Raw genomic sequence first — 17,510 nt, 5'->3', positions numbered from 1 at the left:
CGAGACAAGACGCCGTGCTGCATGTGTCCACCCGCGGGGAGGCTCCCGCCCTCTCCTTCTCCGATGCGCTGCTGGCCGGGCTCGCCCGCGATGGCGGGCTTTATGTGCCCAAGGCCTGGCCGACGCTGACGCCCAACGAGATCGCCGGCTTTTCCGGCTGCAGCTATGCCGACGTCGCCGAGCGGATCGTCGGGGCACTGGCCGATGGCGATGTCGAGGGGTCGGCGCTGTCGGCGATGATCGCCGAGGCCTACGCCACCTTCCGGCACCCGGCCGTCTGCCCGCTCAATCAGATCGGCGACAATCTCTTCGTGCTGGAGCTCTTCCACGGCCCGACGCTCGCCTTCAAGGACGTGGCGATGCAGCTGCTCGGGCGGCTGATGGACCATGTACTGAAGCTGCGCGGCGAGCGCGCTACCATCGTCGGCGCGACCTCGGGCGATACCGGCGGCGCGGCGATCGACGCCTTCAAGGGTCTCGAGCGGGTCGACGTCTTCATCCTCTATCCGCAGGGCCGCGTCTCGGACGTGCAGCGCCGGCAGATGACGACGGTCGCGGCCGACAACGTCCATGCGGTCGCGGTCGAAGGTACCTTCGACGACTGCCAGAACCTGGTGAAGGCGCTGTTCAACCACCACGCCTTCCGCGACGAGATCGGCCTGTCGGGCGTGAACTCGATCAACTGGGCCCGCATCGCGGCGCAGGTGGTCTATTACTTCACCTCGGCCGTCTCGCTCGGCGCACCCGGCCGCAAGGTCTCGTTTGCCGTGCCGACCGGGAATTTCGGCGACGTGCTGGCCGGCTTCGTGGCCAAGCGCATGGGTCTGCCGATCGAGCGGCTGCTGATCGGCACCAACAGCAACGACATCCTGGCGCGTACGCTTGCCACCGGCGCCTATGAGATGAAGGGCGTGCATGCCACGACCTCGCCTTCGATGGACATCCAGATCTCCTCGAATTTCGAGCGGCTGCTGTTCGAGGTGCATGGCCGGGACGGTGCGGCCGTGCGGCGGCTGATGCAGTCGCTGCAGCAATCGGGGCGCTTCGAGATCGCAGCCGAGCCGCTGGCCGCGATCCGCGCCGAGTTCGACGCCACCGGCATCGACGAGGCGGCGACCTCCGCCGAGATCGGCCGGACCTGGCGCGAGGCGGGCTATCTGCTCGATCCGCATACGGCGGTCGGGGTCGCAGCGGCGCGCGGCGGGCTGTTGAAGGATCCGGCGACGCCGATGATCGTGCTCGGCACCGCCCATCCGGCCAAGTTCCCCGCTGCGGTGAAGGCGGCGAGCGGCGTCACGCCCGCTTTGCCTGCGCATCTCGGCGATCTGATGGAGCGGGACGAGCGCTTCACGCTGCTGCCCAACGACCAAAGCGCGATCGAGGCCTTCGTGCGCGCCAAGGCGCGGGCCGTGCGGAGCGCTGCGGCATGAGCGCGGAGATGAGCGCGGCCGGCCCGGCCGAGACAGGCGAGGTCGCGGCCAGCGGGGTGCGCGGCGCGCACGACCCCTCCGTCGGGCTGACGACACTGCCCTCGGGCCTGCGGATCGTCTCGCAGCGCATGGACCATGCCGCGACCGTCTCGCTCGGCATCTGGATCGGCGCGGGCTCGCGCGACGAGCTGCCCCATGAGCACGGGCTCGCCCATCTGCTCGAACACATGGCCTTCAAGGGCACGGCGCGGCGCAGCGCGCTGCAGATCGCCGAGGAGATCGAGAGCGTCGGCGGCGACCTCAACGCCGCGACCTCGGTCGAATACACCTGCTACACCGCCCGCGTGCTCGGCTCCGACCTGCCGCTGGCGGTCGACATTCTCTCCGACATCCTGACCGCCTCCTCGCTCACCGAGGAGGAGCTGAAGCGCGAGAAGGGCGTGATCCTGCAGGAGATCGGCGCCGTGCAGGATACGCCGGACGATCTCGTCTATGACCGCTTCCTGCAGGCGGCCTTCCCGGACCAGCCGCTGGGTCGGCCGATCCTGGGCACCGCCAAGACGGTACAGAGCTTCACGCCCGACGCGATCCGCGCCTATCTCGCGCGCCACTACCACGCCGGCAACATGGTGCTGGCGGCGTCGGGCGCGGTGAATCACGAGGAACTGGTGGCGCTGGCGCAGACGCATCTGGCCGCCCTGCCGGCCTGCCCCGCCACCCTCCCAGCCCGCGAGGACGGGCATTACCGCGGCGGCGAGGCGCGCGTCGGCAGCGACGAGGAGCAGGTCCATCTCGTGCTCGGCTTCCCCGGCCGGGCCTTCAAGGACGGGGCGCATTATCCCCTGCAGATCTTCTCCTCGGTGCTCGGCGGCGGGCTCTCCTCGCGGCTGTTCCAGGAGGTGCGCGAGAAGCGCGGGCTGGCCTATGCGATCGACGCCTTCCACTGGCCCTTCTCCGATTGCGGCGTCTTCGGCATCGGGGCTGGCACGGCGCCGGAGGATGTCGGCGAGCTGATCGAGGTCGCGCTCTCCTGCCTGCGGCAGGCGGCGGAGGACACGACGGAAGCCGAAGTCGCTCGCGCGCGGGCGCAGATGAAGGTCGGGCTTCTGGCCTCGCTCGAAAGCCCCGGCGGCAAGCTCGACCAGATGGCGCGGCAGGTGCTGCTGTTCGGCCGGGCGATCCCGCGCGAGGAACTGGCGGCGCGGCTCGACGCGGTGACGCTGGAGGATGTGCGCGCGGCCGGGCGCTCGCTGCTCGGCCACCAGCCAACGGTCGCGGCGGTCGGCCCGCTGCAGGGGCTGCCGCCGGCCAAGGCGCTCAAACACGCGGCACGGGCGGGCGCGTGACGCCATGGCGCTGTTCCGCTTCTCGACAGAGCCGCCGACACGCCCGCTGATCCGGACCCAGAACCTGATCCTGCGCGCCCCGCAGGCCGGCGACTATGCCGCCTGGTCGCTGCTGCGGACGGAGAGCCGGGACTTCCTGACGCCCTGGGAGCCGACCTGGAACGAGGACGACCTGACGCGGAACTCCTTCCGCCTGCGGGTCAAGCGGGCGGCGCGCGAAATCGCCGCCGACGAGGCCTATTCGCTGTTCGTGGTCGATGCCCGCACCGACGCGCTGCTCGGCGGGCTGACGCTCGGGCTGGTGCGGCGCGGCGTCGCCCAGGCCTGCACGCTCGGCTACTGGATGGGCGAGCGCCATGCCGGCAAGGGCCATATGAGCGAGGCCGTGCGCGGCGCGCTACGCTTCGCCTTCCAGGACCTCGCGCTGCACCGCGTCGAGGCGGCCTGCCTGCCCAGCAACGAGCCGTCCCGCCGCCTGCTCGAGCGCGTCGGTTTCCAGCATGAGGGGCTGGCGCGCGCCTATCTGCGGATCAATGGGCTGTGGGCCGACCACCTGCTCTATGCGGCGCTGGCGAGCGACCGCCTGCCAGGTGATGCCCGGTGATGCGGGTCGGCCAAGGCTGGGGAGGCAGACCCGGCCATGCCTTGCCCTCGCCACGACCCGCCGATAGGACTGGCGCACGACCCCGCATCACCGTTCCCCGTTCCAGATACGAGCGCAGCTTGACCTTCACCGACCGATGCCTCCGGTTCGGCCTCGCCCTCGCCGGGCTCGCGCTCTGGTTCGTCCTCGCCACGGCCGGCCCGGCGGCCGCGGTGGAAGCGGTGCGCGTGCCCGTCGATGCACCGGTGCTCGACCTGACCAACATCGTCGAGCGCAACAAGTCCGACGGCGACGTCATCCAGATCTCGACCGCGCCGGGGCCTGACGGCATCGTGCGCCGCATCGCGGTGCGGGCGCGCGAATCGGGGGCGCGACCGGACTGGATCGTCTTCGCGCTGACCAATGATTCCGACGAGCAGATCGACCGTCTGCTGGTCGCCCCCTTCCACAGGCTGATCGGCTCGGGCGTGATCTGGCCCGATCTCGGCGACAGCCGCATCGAGGCCGTGACCGCGAGCCAGGGCATCTCCCCCGAGCGCGAGGCGAGCACCGACGCCGACGTCTTCCTGATCACGCTCGACCCTGGCACGACGGTGACCTTCGTCGCCGAGCTGAAGTCCTCAAACCTGCCGCAGCTCTATCTCTACGAGCAGGAGGCCTATCGCCAGAAGACCAACGGGCTGACGCTCTACAAGGGCATCATCATCGGCATCGCCGGCCTGCTGGCGCTGTTCCTGACGATCATCTTCGTGGTCAAGGGCGCGGTGATCTTCCCGGCCGCGGCGGCGCTGGCCTGGGCGGTTCTCGCCTATGCGGGTCTCGATTTCGGCTTTTTCCAGCGCATCTTCCCGCTGACGCCGGCGATCGAGCGGATCTACCGCGCCGGTGCCGAGGTGGTGCTGGCGGCGACGCTGCTCGTCTTCCTGTTCGCCTATCTCAATCTGGCGCGCTGGCATGTGCGCTACAGCCACGTCACCATCGTCTGGATGCTGGGGCTGGCGGCGCTGGTCGGGCTCGCGGTCGTCGATGCGCCGATGGCGTCGGGCATCGCGCGCATCTCGATCGCGGCCGTGGCGGCAGTCGGCTTCGTGCTGATCCTGCATCTCGCCACCCATGGCTATGAGCGGGCGGTGATGCTGATCCCGACCTGGTTCCTGCTGGCGGTCTGGGTGACCGCGGCGGGCTTCACGGTGACCGGCCAGTTCCAGCGCGATCTGGTCGCGCCGGCGCTGCTCGGCGGTCTGGTGCTGATCGTGCTGCTGATCGGCTTCACCGTGATCCAGCACGCCTTTGCCGGCAGCGGCCTGTCGCAGGGGCTGGTCTCGGATACCGAGCGGCGGGCGCTGGCCCTGTCGGGCTCGGGCGACCTCGTCTTCGACTGGGACGTCAGCGCCGACAAGATCTTCGTCTCGCCGCAGATCGAGACCCTGCTGGGGCTGCCAAAGGGCTCGCTCGAAGGCTCGGCCTCGCGCTGGTTCGAGCACATGCATGTCGCCGACCGCGACCGCTACCGCGTCTCGCTCGACGCCGTGCTGGAGCAGCGCCGCGGCAAGCTCAATCTCGACCTGCGGCTGCGTGCGGCCGGCGGCAACTATCACTGGTTTAACCTCAAGGCGCGGCCGGTGATCGGCTCCGATGGCGAGGTGGTGCGCGTCATCGGCACGCTCGCCGACGTCACCGAGCAGCGCACCGCGCAGGAGCGGATGCTGCACGACGCCGTGCACGACAATCTGACGGGCCTGCCCAACCGCAAGCTGTTCCAGGACCGGCTGTCGGCCGTCTTCGGCTTCTGCCGCGCCGATGAGAACATCCGCCCGACGGTGCTGGTGATCGACATCGACCGCTTCAAGCAGGTCAACGAATCGGTCGGTTTCTCGGCGGGGGATTCGATCCTGCTGACGCTGGCGCGCCGGCTCGGCCGCCTCTTGCGGGCGCAGGACACGCTGGCGCGCATCGGCGGCGACACCTTCGCCATGATTCTCGTGTCCGAGCGCGACCCCGAGCGCATCCTGGCGCTGGCCGAGCTCGTGCGCCGCGCCGTCTCGACGCCGATCACCTTCGCCGAGCGCGAGATCCTGCTGACGCCTTCGGTAGGGCTCGCCCTGTTCGACCCGGCGCCGGCGGCGCGCAAGGACGACGCGCTGAAGAACGCCGAGCTCGCGATGGCCCATGCCAAGCGCCAGGGCGGCAACAAGATCGAGGTCTTCGTGCCGGCGATGCGGACCGACCGCAACGACCGGCTGGCGCTGGAGAGCGATCTGCGCCGCGCCATCGAGCGCGGCGAGATCCAGGTGATGTACCAGCCGATCGTGCGGCTGGAAGACCGCACCATCGCCGGCTTCGAGGCGCTGGTGCGCTGGGACCATCCGCGCGAGGGGCGGCTGATGCCGCAGGATTTCCTCGCCATCGCCGAGGAGACGGGGCTGATCGTCGATCTCGGCGTCTATGTGATGGACCGCACGGCGCGCGAGCTCGAGGCCTGGCAGGCGGCGCTGGACGTCGACCCGCCGATCTTCGCCAGCGTCAACGTCTCGAGCCGGCAGCTCATCCGCCACGATCTGCTCCATGACGTGAAGACGGTGCTGTCGCGGCGGCGCATCCTGCCCGGCACGCTCAAGCTCGAGATCACCGAGAGCCTGGTGATGGAGAACCCGGAATACGCCGCGCAGATGCTCTCGCGCATCCGCGACCTCGGCGCCGGCCTCTCGCTCGACGATTTCGGCACCGGCTATTCGTCGCTGTCCTATCTGCAGCGCTTCCCCTTCGACACGATCAAGATCGACCAGAGCTTCGTGCGCCAGATGGGCAACGGCAAGCCGCCGGTGATCCTGCGCTCGATCGTGCAGCTCGCCGCCGATCTGCGCATGGACGTGGTCGCCGAGGGCGCGGAGACCGAGTCGGATGCGATCGAGCTCTACCAGCTCGGCTGCCAGTACGCGCAGGGCTACATCTTCGGCCAGCCGATGAGCGCCGCCGAGGCGCGCCGGCTGATGGGCGCAGCGGCAGCGAGTTCGAGCGAGGCGGCGTAAGCAAACCCGATTCAGGCGCAAAGCCGATGGCACTCAGCCCCCGGACTTCGTATCCTTGGCCGCATGGATCAGGCGCCGGATCAGTTGGCAGAGGCTGAGGTCGAACGCGCGCGCGAACGGCGGCAGGAGGCCATGCATCTTCAAGAGATCGAAGGCAATCCGCTCGATGCCGCTGATATCGAGATGTTCGAGATGTTCGAGCGCGAAGGCTGGTCGCATGAGAGGCGGCTCGCGCACATCCTCGAAAGAGCAGCCAAGGCGCGTTTTGTTTCAGCCGCCGAATGAGCGACCCTGCGCCTGAACGCGGCCCATCGCCTCAGGCGTGGCCCGCCTCGCTCGACAGGAAGGCCGGGTCGATGCCGATCTTGCCGAGCGCGCGGGTGTATTTCGTCTCGATGCCGTCGTCGAAGAGCAAAGCGGGGTCGGCGGCGCAGTGCAGCCAGCCATTGGCCTGGATCTCGGATTCGAGCTGGCCGGCGCCCCAGCCGGCATAGCCCAGCGCCAGCACGGCGCTTTCGGGCCCGCTGCCGATGGCGATGGCGCGGAGGATGTCGAGCGTCGCGGTCAGGCAGATGCCGTCGTCGATCGGCAGCGTCGCCGATTCGAGGAAGAAGTCGGCGGTGTGCAGCACGAAGCCGCGCTTGGTCTCGACCGGCCCGCCGCGCAGCACCTGGAGCTTCTCGGCCTGGCTCGGCAGCCGGATCAGCTCGTCGGAGGGGATGACGTCGAGCTGGACGAGGAGATCGGGAAAGCGGGTGTCGGCGGCGGGCTTGTTGACGATGATGCCCATCGCCCCATCCTCGGAATGGGCGCAGACATAGACGACGCTGCGGCTGAAGCGCGTGTCGGCCATGCCGGGCATGGCGATCAGGCACTGCCCGTCGAGATAGCTGCGACCACTGAGTCGCTGGTTCGAGCCGATCTTCATGACGCCATGCTAGATCACTTTTGACCGCGCTGGAAACAGCCAACACCGCGTGCCGCGCAGCCTCCTGACAGGTCGCTCGCCCGGGCGCACAACCGGCGCCGGCCCGCCGATCACGCGATTGTTCGATGGGGCGTCGCGGATTCTGTCGCAATTTTTGTCTAAGCCTCGTAAATGTCTGCTGTGAAACGTGTTCTCGTGCTCCTCGCGGCGCTGGCCGCCGTCGTGACCGCCTCGCTGCCTCCGGCCGCCCTGGCGCAGGACGCCGCGATGTCGCCCTGGTCCAGGGGCGACCATGCCTCACTGCGTCTGATCGCAGGCGCGACCGCCCCCTCCGGCAAGCAGCGCGTCGGCGTCGAGATCCTGATGGCGCCGGGGTACAAGACCTATTGGCGCAGCCCCGGTGATTTCGGCGTGCCGCCGGTGTTCGACTGGAGCGGCTCGACCAATATCGGCGGGCTCGACGTGCGCTGGCCGACGCCGGAGCGCTTCGAGGACGGCAACGGCCATTCGCTCGGCTATGTCGGCGAGGTGGTGATCCCGGTTTCCGTTCAGCCGGCCGACCCGGCCAAGCCGGTGATGCTGGTGCTGAAGCTCGACTTCGCCGTCTGCGAGAAGATCTGCATTCCCGTGAAGGGCGAAACGCGGCTCTGGCTGGAGCCGGGGGTGACCTCGGTGACCTCGCCGCGGCTTGAGGGCTTCGAGGCGCGCGTGCCGGCGCCGGTCAAGCTCGGCCCCGGCCGGAACAGGCTCTCGGTGCTGGAGGTCAAGCTCGACGAGGGCGCGATCGAGCCGGGGCTTCGCCTCGTGCTGCAGGCCCCGCCCGAGGGCAAGGTCGAGGACGTCTTCATTGAGGGCGCCGGAATGTGGTCCTTCGGCAAGCCGACCCTGAGCGCCCAGCCGGACGGCACGACGGTGGCGCTCTTGCGGATCGTCGACCGCCCGAAGGGCGCGGCCGGCCCAATCCCCTTCATCATCACCGTGCGCGGCAAGCCCTTCGCGATCGAGACGCGGCTCGATCTCGACATCCCCGCCGCCAAGCCCTAATCCGTGGTCCGGGCGGCAGGCTGCCGCGAGCCTTCACGGAGAACAGGCCAATGACCATCAAGGTGGGTGACAAGCTTCCCCAGGTGACGTTCCGGCTCATGGGCGCCGAGGGGCCCGTGGCCAAGACGACCGACGAACTCTTCGCCGGCAAGACCGTCGTGCTCTTCGCCGTCCCCGGCGCCTTCACGCCGACCTGCCACAAGAACCATCTGCCGGGCTTCATCGCCAAGGCGGCCGACATCAAGGCCAAGAACATCGACGCGATCATGGTGACCAGCACCAACGACGTCTTCGTCATGGACGCCTGGGCCAAGGCGACCGGCGGCGCCGGGCTGATCGAGTTCCTGTCCGACGGTAATGCCGATTTCGCCAAGGCGATCGGCCTCTCGCTGGACGGCTCGGGCTTCGGGCTGGGCACCCGCTCGCAGCGCTACTCGATGATCGTCAAGGACGGCGTCGTCGCCGCGCTGAACGTCGAGGACGGCCCCGGCAAGGCCGACATTTCCGGCGCCGAGGCCCTGCTCGCCCAGCTCTGAGCGCAGGCGCTTTCCTCATCGAGCCCGCGTCGTCCGCAAGGATGGCGCGGGCTTTTTGCTGGGTGGGAGGGGGAATCCGCACGGAGCCATCTCCTGTCGGCTGTGCGCCACAACCCGACAAGGAGGGTGCGGCCAGAAGCGGACGGACGGCTCAGCCGGGCTGCGCTCGGGGCCGAACCGTGCCCGGTTGCGACCGGAGCCATTCTCGGGTCAGATCGTGGAGATGCTCTGCAGGAGACCGCACCATTCGTGCTGAAGGCGATCCCCTCGAGGCTGAGCGCGCATTGCAGCTCCGCTACCACTATGTCGAGTTCCTGACGGAGCATCTGTCGGATTGCTGCCGGGTCTTTGGTGGCGACCTTCAGGAGATGTTAGTGTTGGCCGTCATGGGCCAGGTTCATCTCAGGGCCGGTCTCGATGTCGGCCCCGACGGCCTGGTCAAGCCACGCTCGATCCCCGGCCCCATCGGGATCACGGCGTCACGCATCGCCGACGTCACAGGAATTCCCAGGCAAACCGTCCGCCGCAAGCTTGCCAAGCTGGAGAGTCGCGGCTGGATCGTTCCGAAACCGTCGGGTCTCTGGGTGATTGCCCTTCGCGATGGCGTGGCAGTGGCGCGTCAGGGCGACAATGGGTTGGATGCGCTCGATGCCAGATCGATGGACCGCGTTCTGCGCATGGCCCGACAACTCTCAAAGATCGTAACGGGAACAGAGCGCCCGCTTTGAGCAGGTAGGCCCTTGCCGCCCGCCATCCGCATCGCGACGGTGGCGTCGGGAGGACCCCATGTACGATTCAACGCTGTTTCGTCTCGACGGGGACGTTGTCCTCGTCACCGGGGCCGGCGCAGGCATAGGGCGGGCGATCGCGCAGACATTTGCCGCGGCCGGCGCGGCCGTCGTGGTCACCGACAGGACGCTGGTCGAGGCGCAAAAGGTCGCCGCCGACATCGCGAGTTCGGGCGGCAGCTCCCTCGCCCTGGCCTGTGACGTCACCCAGTCCGAGCAGCTCGAGGCTGCGGTGGCTGGTGCGATCGGCGCCTTCGGGCGCCTGACTATCCTCGTCAACAACGCCGGCGGCGGGGGACCCAAGCCCTTCGACATGCCCATGGCCGATTTCCGCTGGGCCTATGACCTCAATGTCTTCTCGCTGTTCCGGCTGACGCAGCTGGCGGCCCCTCACATGGCTGAAGCAGGCGGCGGCGCCGTTCTCAACATTTCCTCGATGGCCGGCGAGAACCGCAACCAGCGCATGGCTTCCTACGGATCGTCGAAAGCGGCGGTCAATCACCTGACCCGCAACATCGCCTTCGATCTCGGGCCCCGCGGTATCCGCGTCAACGCCATCGCGCCCGGCGCGATCCGCACGGACGCGCTGGCCTCGGTGCTGACGCCGGAGGTCGAGACAGCGATGCTGAGGCACACGCCGCTGGGTCGTCTCGGCGAGGCCGCCGACATCGCCAATGCCGCCTTGTTCCTGTGTTCGCGCGCTGCGAGCTGGATCAGCGGCCAGGTGCTGACCGTCAGCGGCGGGGGCGTGCAGGAGTTGGACTGACCTCGCGCGACCTGATCACACAGGAGGAGATCGATGGGCTTCGATGCTTTTGCCGGGTTCCGGATGGCAGGCCATTCGGCCATCGTGACCGGCGGTGCCCAGAACATCGGGGCGGCCATCGCCCGCAGCCTCGCAGGGGCTGGTGCACGGGTCATGATCGCCGATCTCGACGGCGACAAGGCCGCCGCAACGGCCGCATCCATCGCCGCCGAAACGGGCGCAGACTGCCTCGGCCAGGCCTGCGACGTGACGAAGACCGATCAGATCGAAGCCGTCGTGGCCGCCACCGTAACCGCTTTCGGGGGCCTCTCGACGCTCGTCAACAATGTCGGCTGGGGCGGCCGGCAGGACGATCCGACCGCGATCCCGGACGAGGAGTTCATCGCCTCCTACCGCCTCAATACGATCAGCGCGTATCGCATGAGCATGGCGTGCCTGCCCCATCTGCTGGCGGCGACGAACGCCACGATCACCAATTCGGGATCGTTTTCCTCCGCCGTACCGGCCTACGACATCCTCCCCTATGCCACGGCGAAGGCGGCGCTCAACCAGATGATGGTTTCGGTCGCGCATCTGCTGGCCCGCAAGGTGCGGGTGAACTCGGTCCTGATCGGAACGGTCCTCACCGCCGGCTATGCCGATGCAGGAATCGACGAGGCGTTGCAGCTGCGCATGAAGCACCCCGATACCCTCACGGGCCGCCCCGGAACCCCGGAGGACGTCGCCAATGCCGTGCTCTGGCTCTGCTCGCCGGGCAGTGGCTGGGTGAGCGGACAGACCATCAACGTGCATGGCGGGGGCGGTGTGGTGCGTCTCTTCGGACATTGAAGAGGGCTGCAAGCGGCGACACCGACGCGAAAGGAACCTTGAAAATGCGGATGGCCATTGCGGCTGTAGCCCTCTCGGCCGCCGTCGGCACGGTGTCGGTCGCCGTGGCGCAGACCCCGGACGAAGCGAAGCCGGTCAGCGATCGGCAGGTCGCCGTCATGATGTTCGTCGATTACGGCCGTTCCTACGGCTATCAGAGCATGCTGGCGGCGATCCAGATCGACGTGGTCAAGGCCCAGATCGCGCGCGACCAGGCCCTGCTGACGCAGAAGGAAGAGCTCCACCGGAAGAAGGCGATCCCGCTCGTCGAATTGGAGATCGCCCGGCTGAAGGATCTCTGGAATCGCAAGCAACTGGTGGTCGCCGAAAAAAGTCTGGCGACGGTGTCGGCCCAATACCAGGCGATGGGCGAAATGGCGAAGCACTTCGGTGGGGTGAACGTTCCGGCCGATGCCCTCTACGCGACGTTCCGGCGCGCCTGGGACGCAGGCTGTGAGAAGGGCCCCGACGAGGTCGAGGCCATGCGGGCATGGGCTGCGTTCGCGAACAAATCCGCGGAACGCGCTCGGCAGTTGAACCGGCTGGGCCGTGAAACGAAGACGGCGCTGCTTGAGAAGCAGATGCAGCAGACGATCGCCCAGGCCAACTATCAGCAAAGGGCATCACGGCTCGATCGCTGCAGGACCGTCCTGTTTCCGAGCCTCGATGATATTCTGACGGTTGACGGGCCGCGGACAGTTGGGGCCGAAAAGCCGTCCGATCGATAGATGCGACCTCGCCGCCGCCGGCAGTGCTCGCAATTTCTGCATCGCCGCGCCGCCCTCTCCCTCGCTGATCAATCCGATCTCGCTTCGTCATGAGACAGCCCGGCGGGGCGGCGCTAGGCTTTCCCGAGATCGCCGGAGCCTGCCATGACCGCCCTGACCATCCGCCCCCTCGCCGCTTCGGACCGCGCCGGCTGGGACCCGCTCTGGCAGGGCTATCTGACGTTTTACAAAGCCTCGATCGCGTCCGACATCAGCAACGTCACCTTCGCCCGCCTGACCGGCGGGGCCGAGCCGATGGGCGGCTTCGTTGGGGAGCGCGACGGCGCGCTGATCGGCCTCGTCCACTGGGTGATCCACCGCTCGACCTGGAACAGCCGGGACATCTGCTACCTGCAGGACCTCTTCACCGCGCCCGAAGCGCGCGGCACCGGCGCAGGACGCGCGCTGATCGAGGCCGTCCGGCAGATGGCGCAGGCCAGGGGCTGCTTTCGCGTCTACTGGCAGACGCATGAGAGCAACGCGCAGGCGCAGGCGCTCTACGACAAGGTCGCCGACAAGTCCGGCTTCATCGTCTATCGCCAGCCGCTGGGCTGAAAGCTCCGGCGCGCGGGGCATGGACGCAGCGTGCGCCAGCCCCTATCCCGATCCCCGCGCCTGACGAGGCGGCTGGAACGGAGACGGCGATGCAGGCGGCGGGACTGGCATTTCGGGCGATCATCGCGCTCGCGGCGCTCGGCATGATCGGCAGCGGGCTCGTGCTGCTCGGCGAGGCCGGCACCAATCTGCTGGCGGCGGCGCGCGCCATGCTGGCCCATGACGACGCCCAGAGCACGATCTCGCTGGTGATGAAGACGATCGACGAATGCCTGTTCGCGGTCATCATCACCCTGCTCGGCGCCAAGGTGATCGCGACCTTCGTCCTCGCGGAGCGCGTCACGGCTGGCGACGACCTGCCCGCCTGGATCCGCCCGAGCGAGATGGGCGAGCTGAAGACCACCTTCTGTCAGGCGATCCTGGTCTATCTCATCGTCGATTTCGCGACCGACATCGCTACCGCCGACAGCAAGCTCGAGCCCGGCTATCTCGTGCTGCCGGCCGCGATCCTGCTCATCGCCGGCGCGCTGAAGCTGATGCCGCATGCTGCGGCGGCCGGCGGGCATGGTGACAAGGCCGCCTAAGGGGCACCCCTTCCCCAGGGCAACGCGGGTTCGCCCGCCGAGACGGCAGCCGGCGAATTGCCGCACGCTCGGCCGCTGTCCGTGCTAGGGTGCCCCCAACGAGGAGAGGACGCGCCCGGTCGGGCGTGCCGCATCCGCAGTGGCGCTGTGGTTCCCGCTTTCGCTCCGAAGGCTCACGGCCGGCCGAAAGGGCATCGATGCCCACCCCAAAGACGACCCCGACGACCCCGCTGGATCTGGGGCTGGCGCTCGCGGTGATCTCGACCTCCGACGCGCCGCTCCTGCTGCTTGACGGGGATCTCGCCATCCTGGTCGCGAGCCGGTCCTTCTGCCGGGCCTTCCAGTGCGACCCGGCGACCGTCGCGGGGCAGCCGATGGCGACGATCGGCACGGGCGAGTGGAACGTCCCGCAGCTGGATTCGCTCCTGCGGGCGACCGCCGCCGGCTTCGCCGAGGTCGAGGCCTATGAGATGACGCTGCAGCGCGGCGCCGACAATCCGCGGCGTCTCGTCATCAACGCCCACAGGCTCGACGATGTCGAGGGCGGCGACATTCGCCTGCTGCTGTCCGTCGCCGACGTGACCGATGCCCGCCGGAGCGAGAAGCAGAAGGACGACCTGCTGCGCGAAAAGGCGATCCTGCTGCAGGAACTGCAGCACCGGGTCGCCAACAGCCTGCAGATCATCGCCAGCATCCTGATGCAGAGTGCCCGCAAGGTGCAATCGGAGGAAACGCGCGGCCATCTCAAGGACGCCCATAGCCGGGTGATGTCGATCGCGGCGCTGCAGCAGCAGCTGGCGACCTCCCAGCTGGGGCGCGTGGCGCTGCGCGCCTATCTGACCAATCTGTGCCGCAGCATCGCCGCCTCGATGATCCCGGACCCGGCCCTGCTCTCACTCTCGGCCGAAATCGACGACAGCACGGTCGAGGCCGACATCTCGATCAGCCTCGGCCTGATCGTGACGGAGCTGGTGATCAACTCGCTGAAGCACGCCTATCCGGACGGTCGCCGCGGCAAGATCCGCGTCGGCTATCACGCCGACGACACCGAGTGGGCGCTCACGGTCAGCGATGACGGCATCGGCATGCCCGACCCCCGGCAGGACATGAAAGGCGGGCTGGGGACCAGCATCGTCAAGGCGCTGGCACAACAGCTCGAGGCGGAGATCCTCGTCTTCGACGCCAAACCCGGGACCGTGGTGACGGTGCGGCGCAGCCTGAACCGGCCCCCGGACGACAAGCCGCTCCTGGGCGATGGCGTCGCCTATCTCTGAGGGCACCCGGCGCGCGTGACAGGGAGGTCGGAGCGGGCTCCTCAGCCCGTCGACTTCCCTCGTCGCAGAGTCGCCACGGCATCGTTGAGCGCGGCGGACATGGCAGCCCCCTGATAGGGCTTGCCGAGGAACACCGTCTCGGAGGGAAGCTGGGTGGTCGCCGGCAGGACACGCCCGGAGGTCACGATAATCACCACCGGCGGCCAGCGCTCGCGCACGGCGGCTGCGAGTTTCAGCCCGTCCATCGAGCCGGGCATCTCGATGTCCGTGACGAGGATGCGGATGGCGGGCTGGGTTTCGAGCAGCCCGATCGCCTCGTCTGCATGGGCGGCCTCGAGCGCGACATAGCCGGCATCCTGGACCATGTCGGCCAGATCCATCCGGATCAACGGCTCGTCGTCGACGATCAGGACGACAATCTCGGACATCTCGACAAACTTTCGTTAGAAAAAGAGAACGATCAAACCATGATATCGTTCAGCCTTTTGATTGCCAAATATGCAACCATGACTCAAGCAAATCTGAAATCGGCGCCGTTTCATTGAAAACGTTACATAATCTGACCTTTCCGGCCGAGCCGGCGCGATGGCCGCCCCGGCACCTCAGGCTGGCGATCGACGCCGCCGGCATCGCGCTGTGGTCATGGAACGTCGACAGCGACCAGTTCACCATGGACAGGCATGGCTTCGCGCTCTGGGACCTGCCGCCGGCGCCGGTCGTCGTCTTCGAGGAACTCTCGGCCAAGATCCATCCCGCCGACCGCGACCGCGTGCGCGAGGCCTTCTCAGCGACGCGGGGCATCGTCGGCTCCTATGAGATCGACTTCCGGATCATGATCGGCGACGTGATCCAATGGATCTCGGCGCGGGGCCAGGGCGACGACGCCGACATCGAAGGCCGCGTCATGTTCGGCGTCTTTCTCGACGTCACCGGCCGCAAGCAGGCCGAAGAGGCCAATGAACTGCTGGCCGGCGAGATGAGCCACCGGGTCAAGAACCTGCTCAGCATGGCCACGGCGCTGACCTCGATCAGCTCGCGCTCGGCCACCTCGACCGAGCATATGGCGGGGGAACTGATCAGCCGGCTCTCGGCCCTCGGCCGGGCGCACGACCTCGTCCGCCCGGTGCCGGGCCGCAAGGAAAACGGCGCACTGCTCGGCGACCTCCTGACGATCCTGCTCGCGCCCTATGACGACGAAGCCGCGTTCAGCGGCCGGATCCGCGTCGCGGTGCCGCGGATGTCGGTCGGCGAGCGGGGCGCCACGTCGCTGGCCATGGTGCTGCATGAACTGGCGACCAACTCGGTCAAATACGGCGCCCTCTCCGCAGTGACGGGCACGCTCGACGTGTCCTGCGTGCTCGACGGCGCGGAGGCGGTCCTGGTCTGGACGGAGCGGGGCGGGCCGCGCATCGCCGCGCCGCCGGAAACGACCGGCTATGGCAGCCGGATGCTGACGCGCAGCATGCAGTCCCAGCTCAACGGCAGCGTCGCGCGCGACTGGAACGAAGACGGGGCCATCATCACCCTGCGGATCGACGCCACGCGTCTGGCCGTCTGACGACGGCGGCGGACGGCCTCAGCGCCCGGGCTTGAACGGCGCCATGCCGGCGCGGGCCAGCTCGTCGGCGCGCTCGTTCATTTCGTCGCCGGCATGGCCCTTGACCCATTTCCACTCGATCTTGTGCTGCTTCAGCGCGGCGTCGAGGCGCTTCCAGAGCTCCTCGTTCTTGACCGGCTTGCGGTCGGCCGTCTTCCAGCCGTTCTTCTTCCAGCCATGGATCCAGGCGGTGATGCCCTGGCGCAGATACTGGCTGTCGGTGTGCAGCGCGACGGTGCAGGGCCGCGTCAGCGATTCCAGCGCCGCGATCGCGCCCATCAGCTCCATGCGGTTGTTGGTGGTCATCGCCTCGCCGCCGGAGAGCTCCTTCTGCTTGCCCTTGTAGGACAGGATGACGCCCCAGCCGCCGGGGCCGGGGTTGCCGGAGCAGGCGCCGTCCGTCCAGACCTCGACGGTATCGCTCATCGCCTCAGCCCGTAGTCGCGCGCATCGGCGACGCGCTGGTGGAAGGCGAGCTTGCGGTCGTATTCGAGCGGGTCATGCGGCTTGACCAGCGCGCCCGGCGGCACGTTGAGCCAGTCGACCAGCCTGGTCAGCAGGAAGCGCAGCGCCGAGCCCCGGCAGAACTGCGGCAGCGCCTCGATCTCGGCTTCCGTCAGCGGGCGCACGCTCTCATAGCCCGCCAGCATGGCCTGGCCCTTGGTGAGGTTGAAGGAGGCGTCAGCCTCGAAGCACCAGGAGTTCAGGCAGATCGCGAGGTCGTAGGCGAAGGCGTCGGTGCAGGCGAAATAGAAGTCGATCAGCCCCGAGAGCTTGTTCTTCAGGAAGAAGACGTTGTTGGGGAACAGATCGGCATGGATGACGCCGCGCGGCAGGCCCTGCGGCCAGCTCGCCTCGTGCACCGCGATCTCGGCCGCGACGCGGCCCGCCAGACCGGCCGACACCGTGTCGGCGGCCGGCCCGGCCTGCTCGGCGAGCGGCCGCCAGCCCGGCACGGAGAGCACGTTCACCCGCTCCATGCCGAAATCGGCACCGGCCTGGTGCAGCAGCGCCAGCCCGCGCCCGAGCTCCTGGCAATGGGTCGCGGTCGGCCGGCGCACCGAAAGGCCGTCGAGGAAGGTCACGATCGCGGCCGGGCGCCCGGCGAGGCGGCCGAGCATCTCGCCGCGGCTGTCGCTGACCGGCTGCGGGCAGATCAGCCCCCGCGCCGCCAGATGCTGCATCAGCCCGAGGAAGAAGGGCAGATCGTCCGGGTTCACCCGCTTCTCATAGAGGGTGAGGATGTAGAAGCCCTGCGTCGTGTGCAGCAGGTAGTTCGAGTTCTCGACGCCCTCGGCGATGCCCTTGGCGGAGAGGAGATCGCCGATGCCGTAGCGGGCGACAAAGGCCGCCATCTCGTCATCGGGCACTTCGGTATAGACGGCCAAGACTGTT

General features: G+C 68.3%; 19 protein-coding genes. 15 read left to right on the top strand and 4 right to left on the bottom strand.

All coding sequences use genetic code 11. The annotated features are described in order from the left end of the window. The first annotated feature begins 14 nt into the window (after positions 1 to 14). From thrC to BSY19_RS27535, 5 genes are all read left to right on the top strand, one after another. The gene (gene thrC / locus BSY19_RS11240) at positions 15 to 1,430 is read left to right on the top strand and encodes a threonine synthase (RefSeq protein WP_069054246.1); all 1,416 of its coding nucleotides are present in this window, start codon (positions 15 to 17) and stop codon (positions 1,428 to 1,430) included. Continuing rightward, complete coding sequence (locus BSY19_RS11235; protein WP_083247539.1) at positions 1,427 to 2,776, top strand: M16 family metallopeptidase; 1,350 nt, start codon at positions 1,427 to 1,429, stop codon at positions 2,774 to 2,776. The genes thrC and BSY19_RS11235 overlap by 4 nt, the downstream gene beginning before the upstream one ends. A 4-nt stretch (positions 2,777 to 2,780) precedes the next feature. After that, positions 2,781 to 3,380: a GNAT family N-acetyltransferase gene (locus tag BSY19_RS11230; RefSeq protein WP_069054245.1), complete on the top strand. Its 600-nt coding sequence runs from the start codon at positions 2,781 to 2,783 to the stop codon at positions 3,378 to 3,380. Between the two features lie 119 nt (positions 3,381 to 3,499). Next, a complete protein-coding gene (locus BSY19_RS11225) occupies positions 3,500 to 6,409 on the top strand; it encodes an EAL domain-containing protein (protein ID WP_069054244.1) in 2,910 nt (969 codons plus the stop codon). Between the two features lie 63 nt (positions 6,410 to 6,472). Beyond that, positions 6,473 to 6,694, top strand: a complete 222-nt coding sequence (locus BSY19_RS27535; protein ID WP_150129582.1) for a hypothetical protein — start codon at positions 6,473 to 6,475, stop codon at positions 6,692 to 6,694. A gap of 31 nt (positions 6,695 to 6,725) precedes the next feature. Here the strand turns inward: BSY19_RS27535 and BSY19_RS11215 are convergent, their stop codons facing one another. Further along, positions 6,726 to 7,337, bottom strand: a complete 612-nt coding sequence (locus BSY19_RS11215) for a YqgE/AlgH family protein (protein ID WP_069054242.1) — start codon at positions 7,335 to 7,337, stop codon at positions 6,726 to 6,728. A 180-nt stretch (positions 7,338 to 7,517) separates the two neighbouring features. On the opposite strand from BSY19_RS11215, the gene BSY19_RS11210 reads away from it, so the two are divergent. From BSY19_RS11210 to BSY19_RS11170, 9 genes are all read left to right on the top strand, one after another. Then, a complete protein-coding gene (locus BSY19_RS11210; protein ID WP_171905129.1) occupies positions 7,518 to 8,381 on the top strand; it encodes a protein-disulfide reductase DsbD domain-containing protein in 864 nt (287 codons plus the stop codon). 50 nt (positions 8,382 to 8,431) lie between these two features. After that, on the top strand, positions 8,432 to 8,917 hold the full coding sequence (locus BSY19_RS11205; RefSeq protein WP_069054240.1) for a peroxiredoxin: 486 nt from the start codon (positions 8,432 to 8,434) through the stop codon (positions 8,915 to 8,917). A gap of 284 nt (positions 8,918 to 9,201) precedes the next feature. Then, on the top strand, positions 9,202 to 9,645 hold the full coding sequence (locus BSY19_RS11200) for a MarR family transcriptional regulator (RefSeq protein ID WP_069054239.1): 444 nt from the start codon (positions 9,202 to 9,204) through the stop codon (positions 9,643 to 9,645). A 58-nt stretch (positions 9,646 to 9,703) separates the two neighbouring features. Continuing rightward, positions 9,704 to 10,471: a 7-alpha-hydroxysteroid dehydrogenase gene (gene hdhA, locus BSY19_RS11195; protein WP_069054238.1), complete on the top strand. Its 768-nt coding sequence runs from the start codon at positions 9,704 to 9,706 to the stop codon at positions 10,469 to 10,471. Positions 10,472 to 10,504: 33 nt separating this feature from the next. Further along, positions 10,505 to 11,299, top strand: coding sequence for an SDR family oxidoreductase (locus tag BSY19_RS11190; protein WP_069054237.1), 795 nt, complete (start codon positions 10,505 to 10,507; stop codon positions 11,297 to 11,299). 44 nt (positions 11,300 to 11,343) lie between these two features. Further along, the gene (locus BSY19_RS11185; RefSeq protein ID WP_150129581.1) at positions 11,344 to 12,066 is read left to right on the top strand and encodes a hypothetical protein; all 723 of its coding nucleotides are present in this window, start codon (positions 11,344 to 11,346) and stop codon (positions 12,064 to 12,066) included. A gap of 144 nt (positions 12,067 to 12,210) precedes the next feature. Next, on the top strand, positions 12,211 to 12,660 hold the full coding sequence (locus BSY19_RS11180) for a GNAT family N-acetyltransferase (protein ID WP_069054235.1): 450 nt from the start codon (positions 12,211 to 12,213) through the stop codon (positions 12,658 to 12,660). A gap of 89 nt (positions 12,661 to 12,749) precedes the next feature. Next, positions 12,750 to 13,244: a YqhA family protein gene (locus BSY19_RS11175; RefSeq protein ID WP_069054234.1), complete on the top strand. Its 495-nt coding sequence runs from the start codon at positions 12,750 to 12,752 to the stop codon at positions 13,242 to 13,244. A 197-nt stretch (positions 13,245 to 13,441) separates the two neighbouring features. Continuing rightward, complete coding sequence (locus BSY19_RS11170; RefSeq protein ID WP_069054233.1) at positions 13,442 to 14,518, top strand: sensor histidine kinase; 1,077 nt, start codon at positions 13,442 to 13,444, stop codon at positions 14,516 to 14,518. 41 nt (positions 14,519 to 14,559) lie between these two features. Here the strand turns inward: BSY19_RS11170 and BSY19_RS11165 are convergent, their stop codons facing one another. Beyond that, positions 14,560 to 14,946, bottom strand: a complete 387-nt coding sequence (locus BSY19_RS11165) for a response regulator (RefSeq protein WP_069054232.1) — start codon at positions 14,944 to 14,946, stop codon at positions 14,560 to 14,562. Positions 14,947 to 15,059: 113 nt separating this feature from the next. Here BSY19_RS11165 and BSY19_RS11160 point away from each other — a divergent pair, with 113 nt between their 5' ends. Further along, positions 15,060 to 16,076, top strand: a complete 1,017-nt coding sequence (locus tag BSY19_RS11160) for a sensor histidine kinase (RefSeq protein WP_236840512.1) — start codon at positions 15,060 to 15,062, stop codon at positions 16,074 to 16,076. Between the two features lie 18 nt (positions 16,077 to 16,094). Here the strand turns inward: BSY19_RS11160 and rnhA are convergent, their stop codons facing one another. Both rnhA and BSY19_RS11150 read right to left on the bottom strand, forming a co-directional pair. Continuing rightward, positions 16,095 to 16,541, bottom strand: a complete 447-nt coding sequence (gene rnhA, locus BSY19_RS11155) for a ribonuclease HI (protein WP_069054231.1) — start codon at positions 16,539 to 16,541, stop codon at positions 16,095 to 16,097. After that, entirely contained in the window at positions 16,538 to 17,503 is a 966-nt protein-coding gene (locus tag BSY19_RS11150; protein ID WP_069054230.1) for a homoserine kinase, read from the bottom strand. Before BSY19_RS11150 ends, rnhA begins: the two co-directional genes overlap by 4 nt. Positions 17,504 to 17,510: the final 7 nt, after the last annotated feature.

The organism is Bosea sp. RAC05 (genome assembly GCF_001713455.1).
GTDB lineage: Bacteria > Pseudomonadota > Alphaproteobacteria > Rhizobiales > Beijerinckiaceae > Allobosea.
The sequence above is the reverse complement of the archived record's forward strand: the minus strand, read 5'-3'. Positions and strand labels throughout refer to the sequence as shown.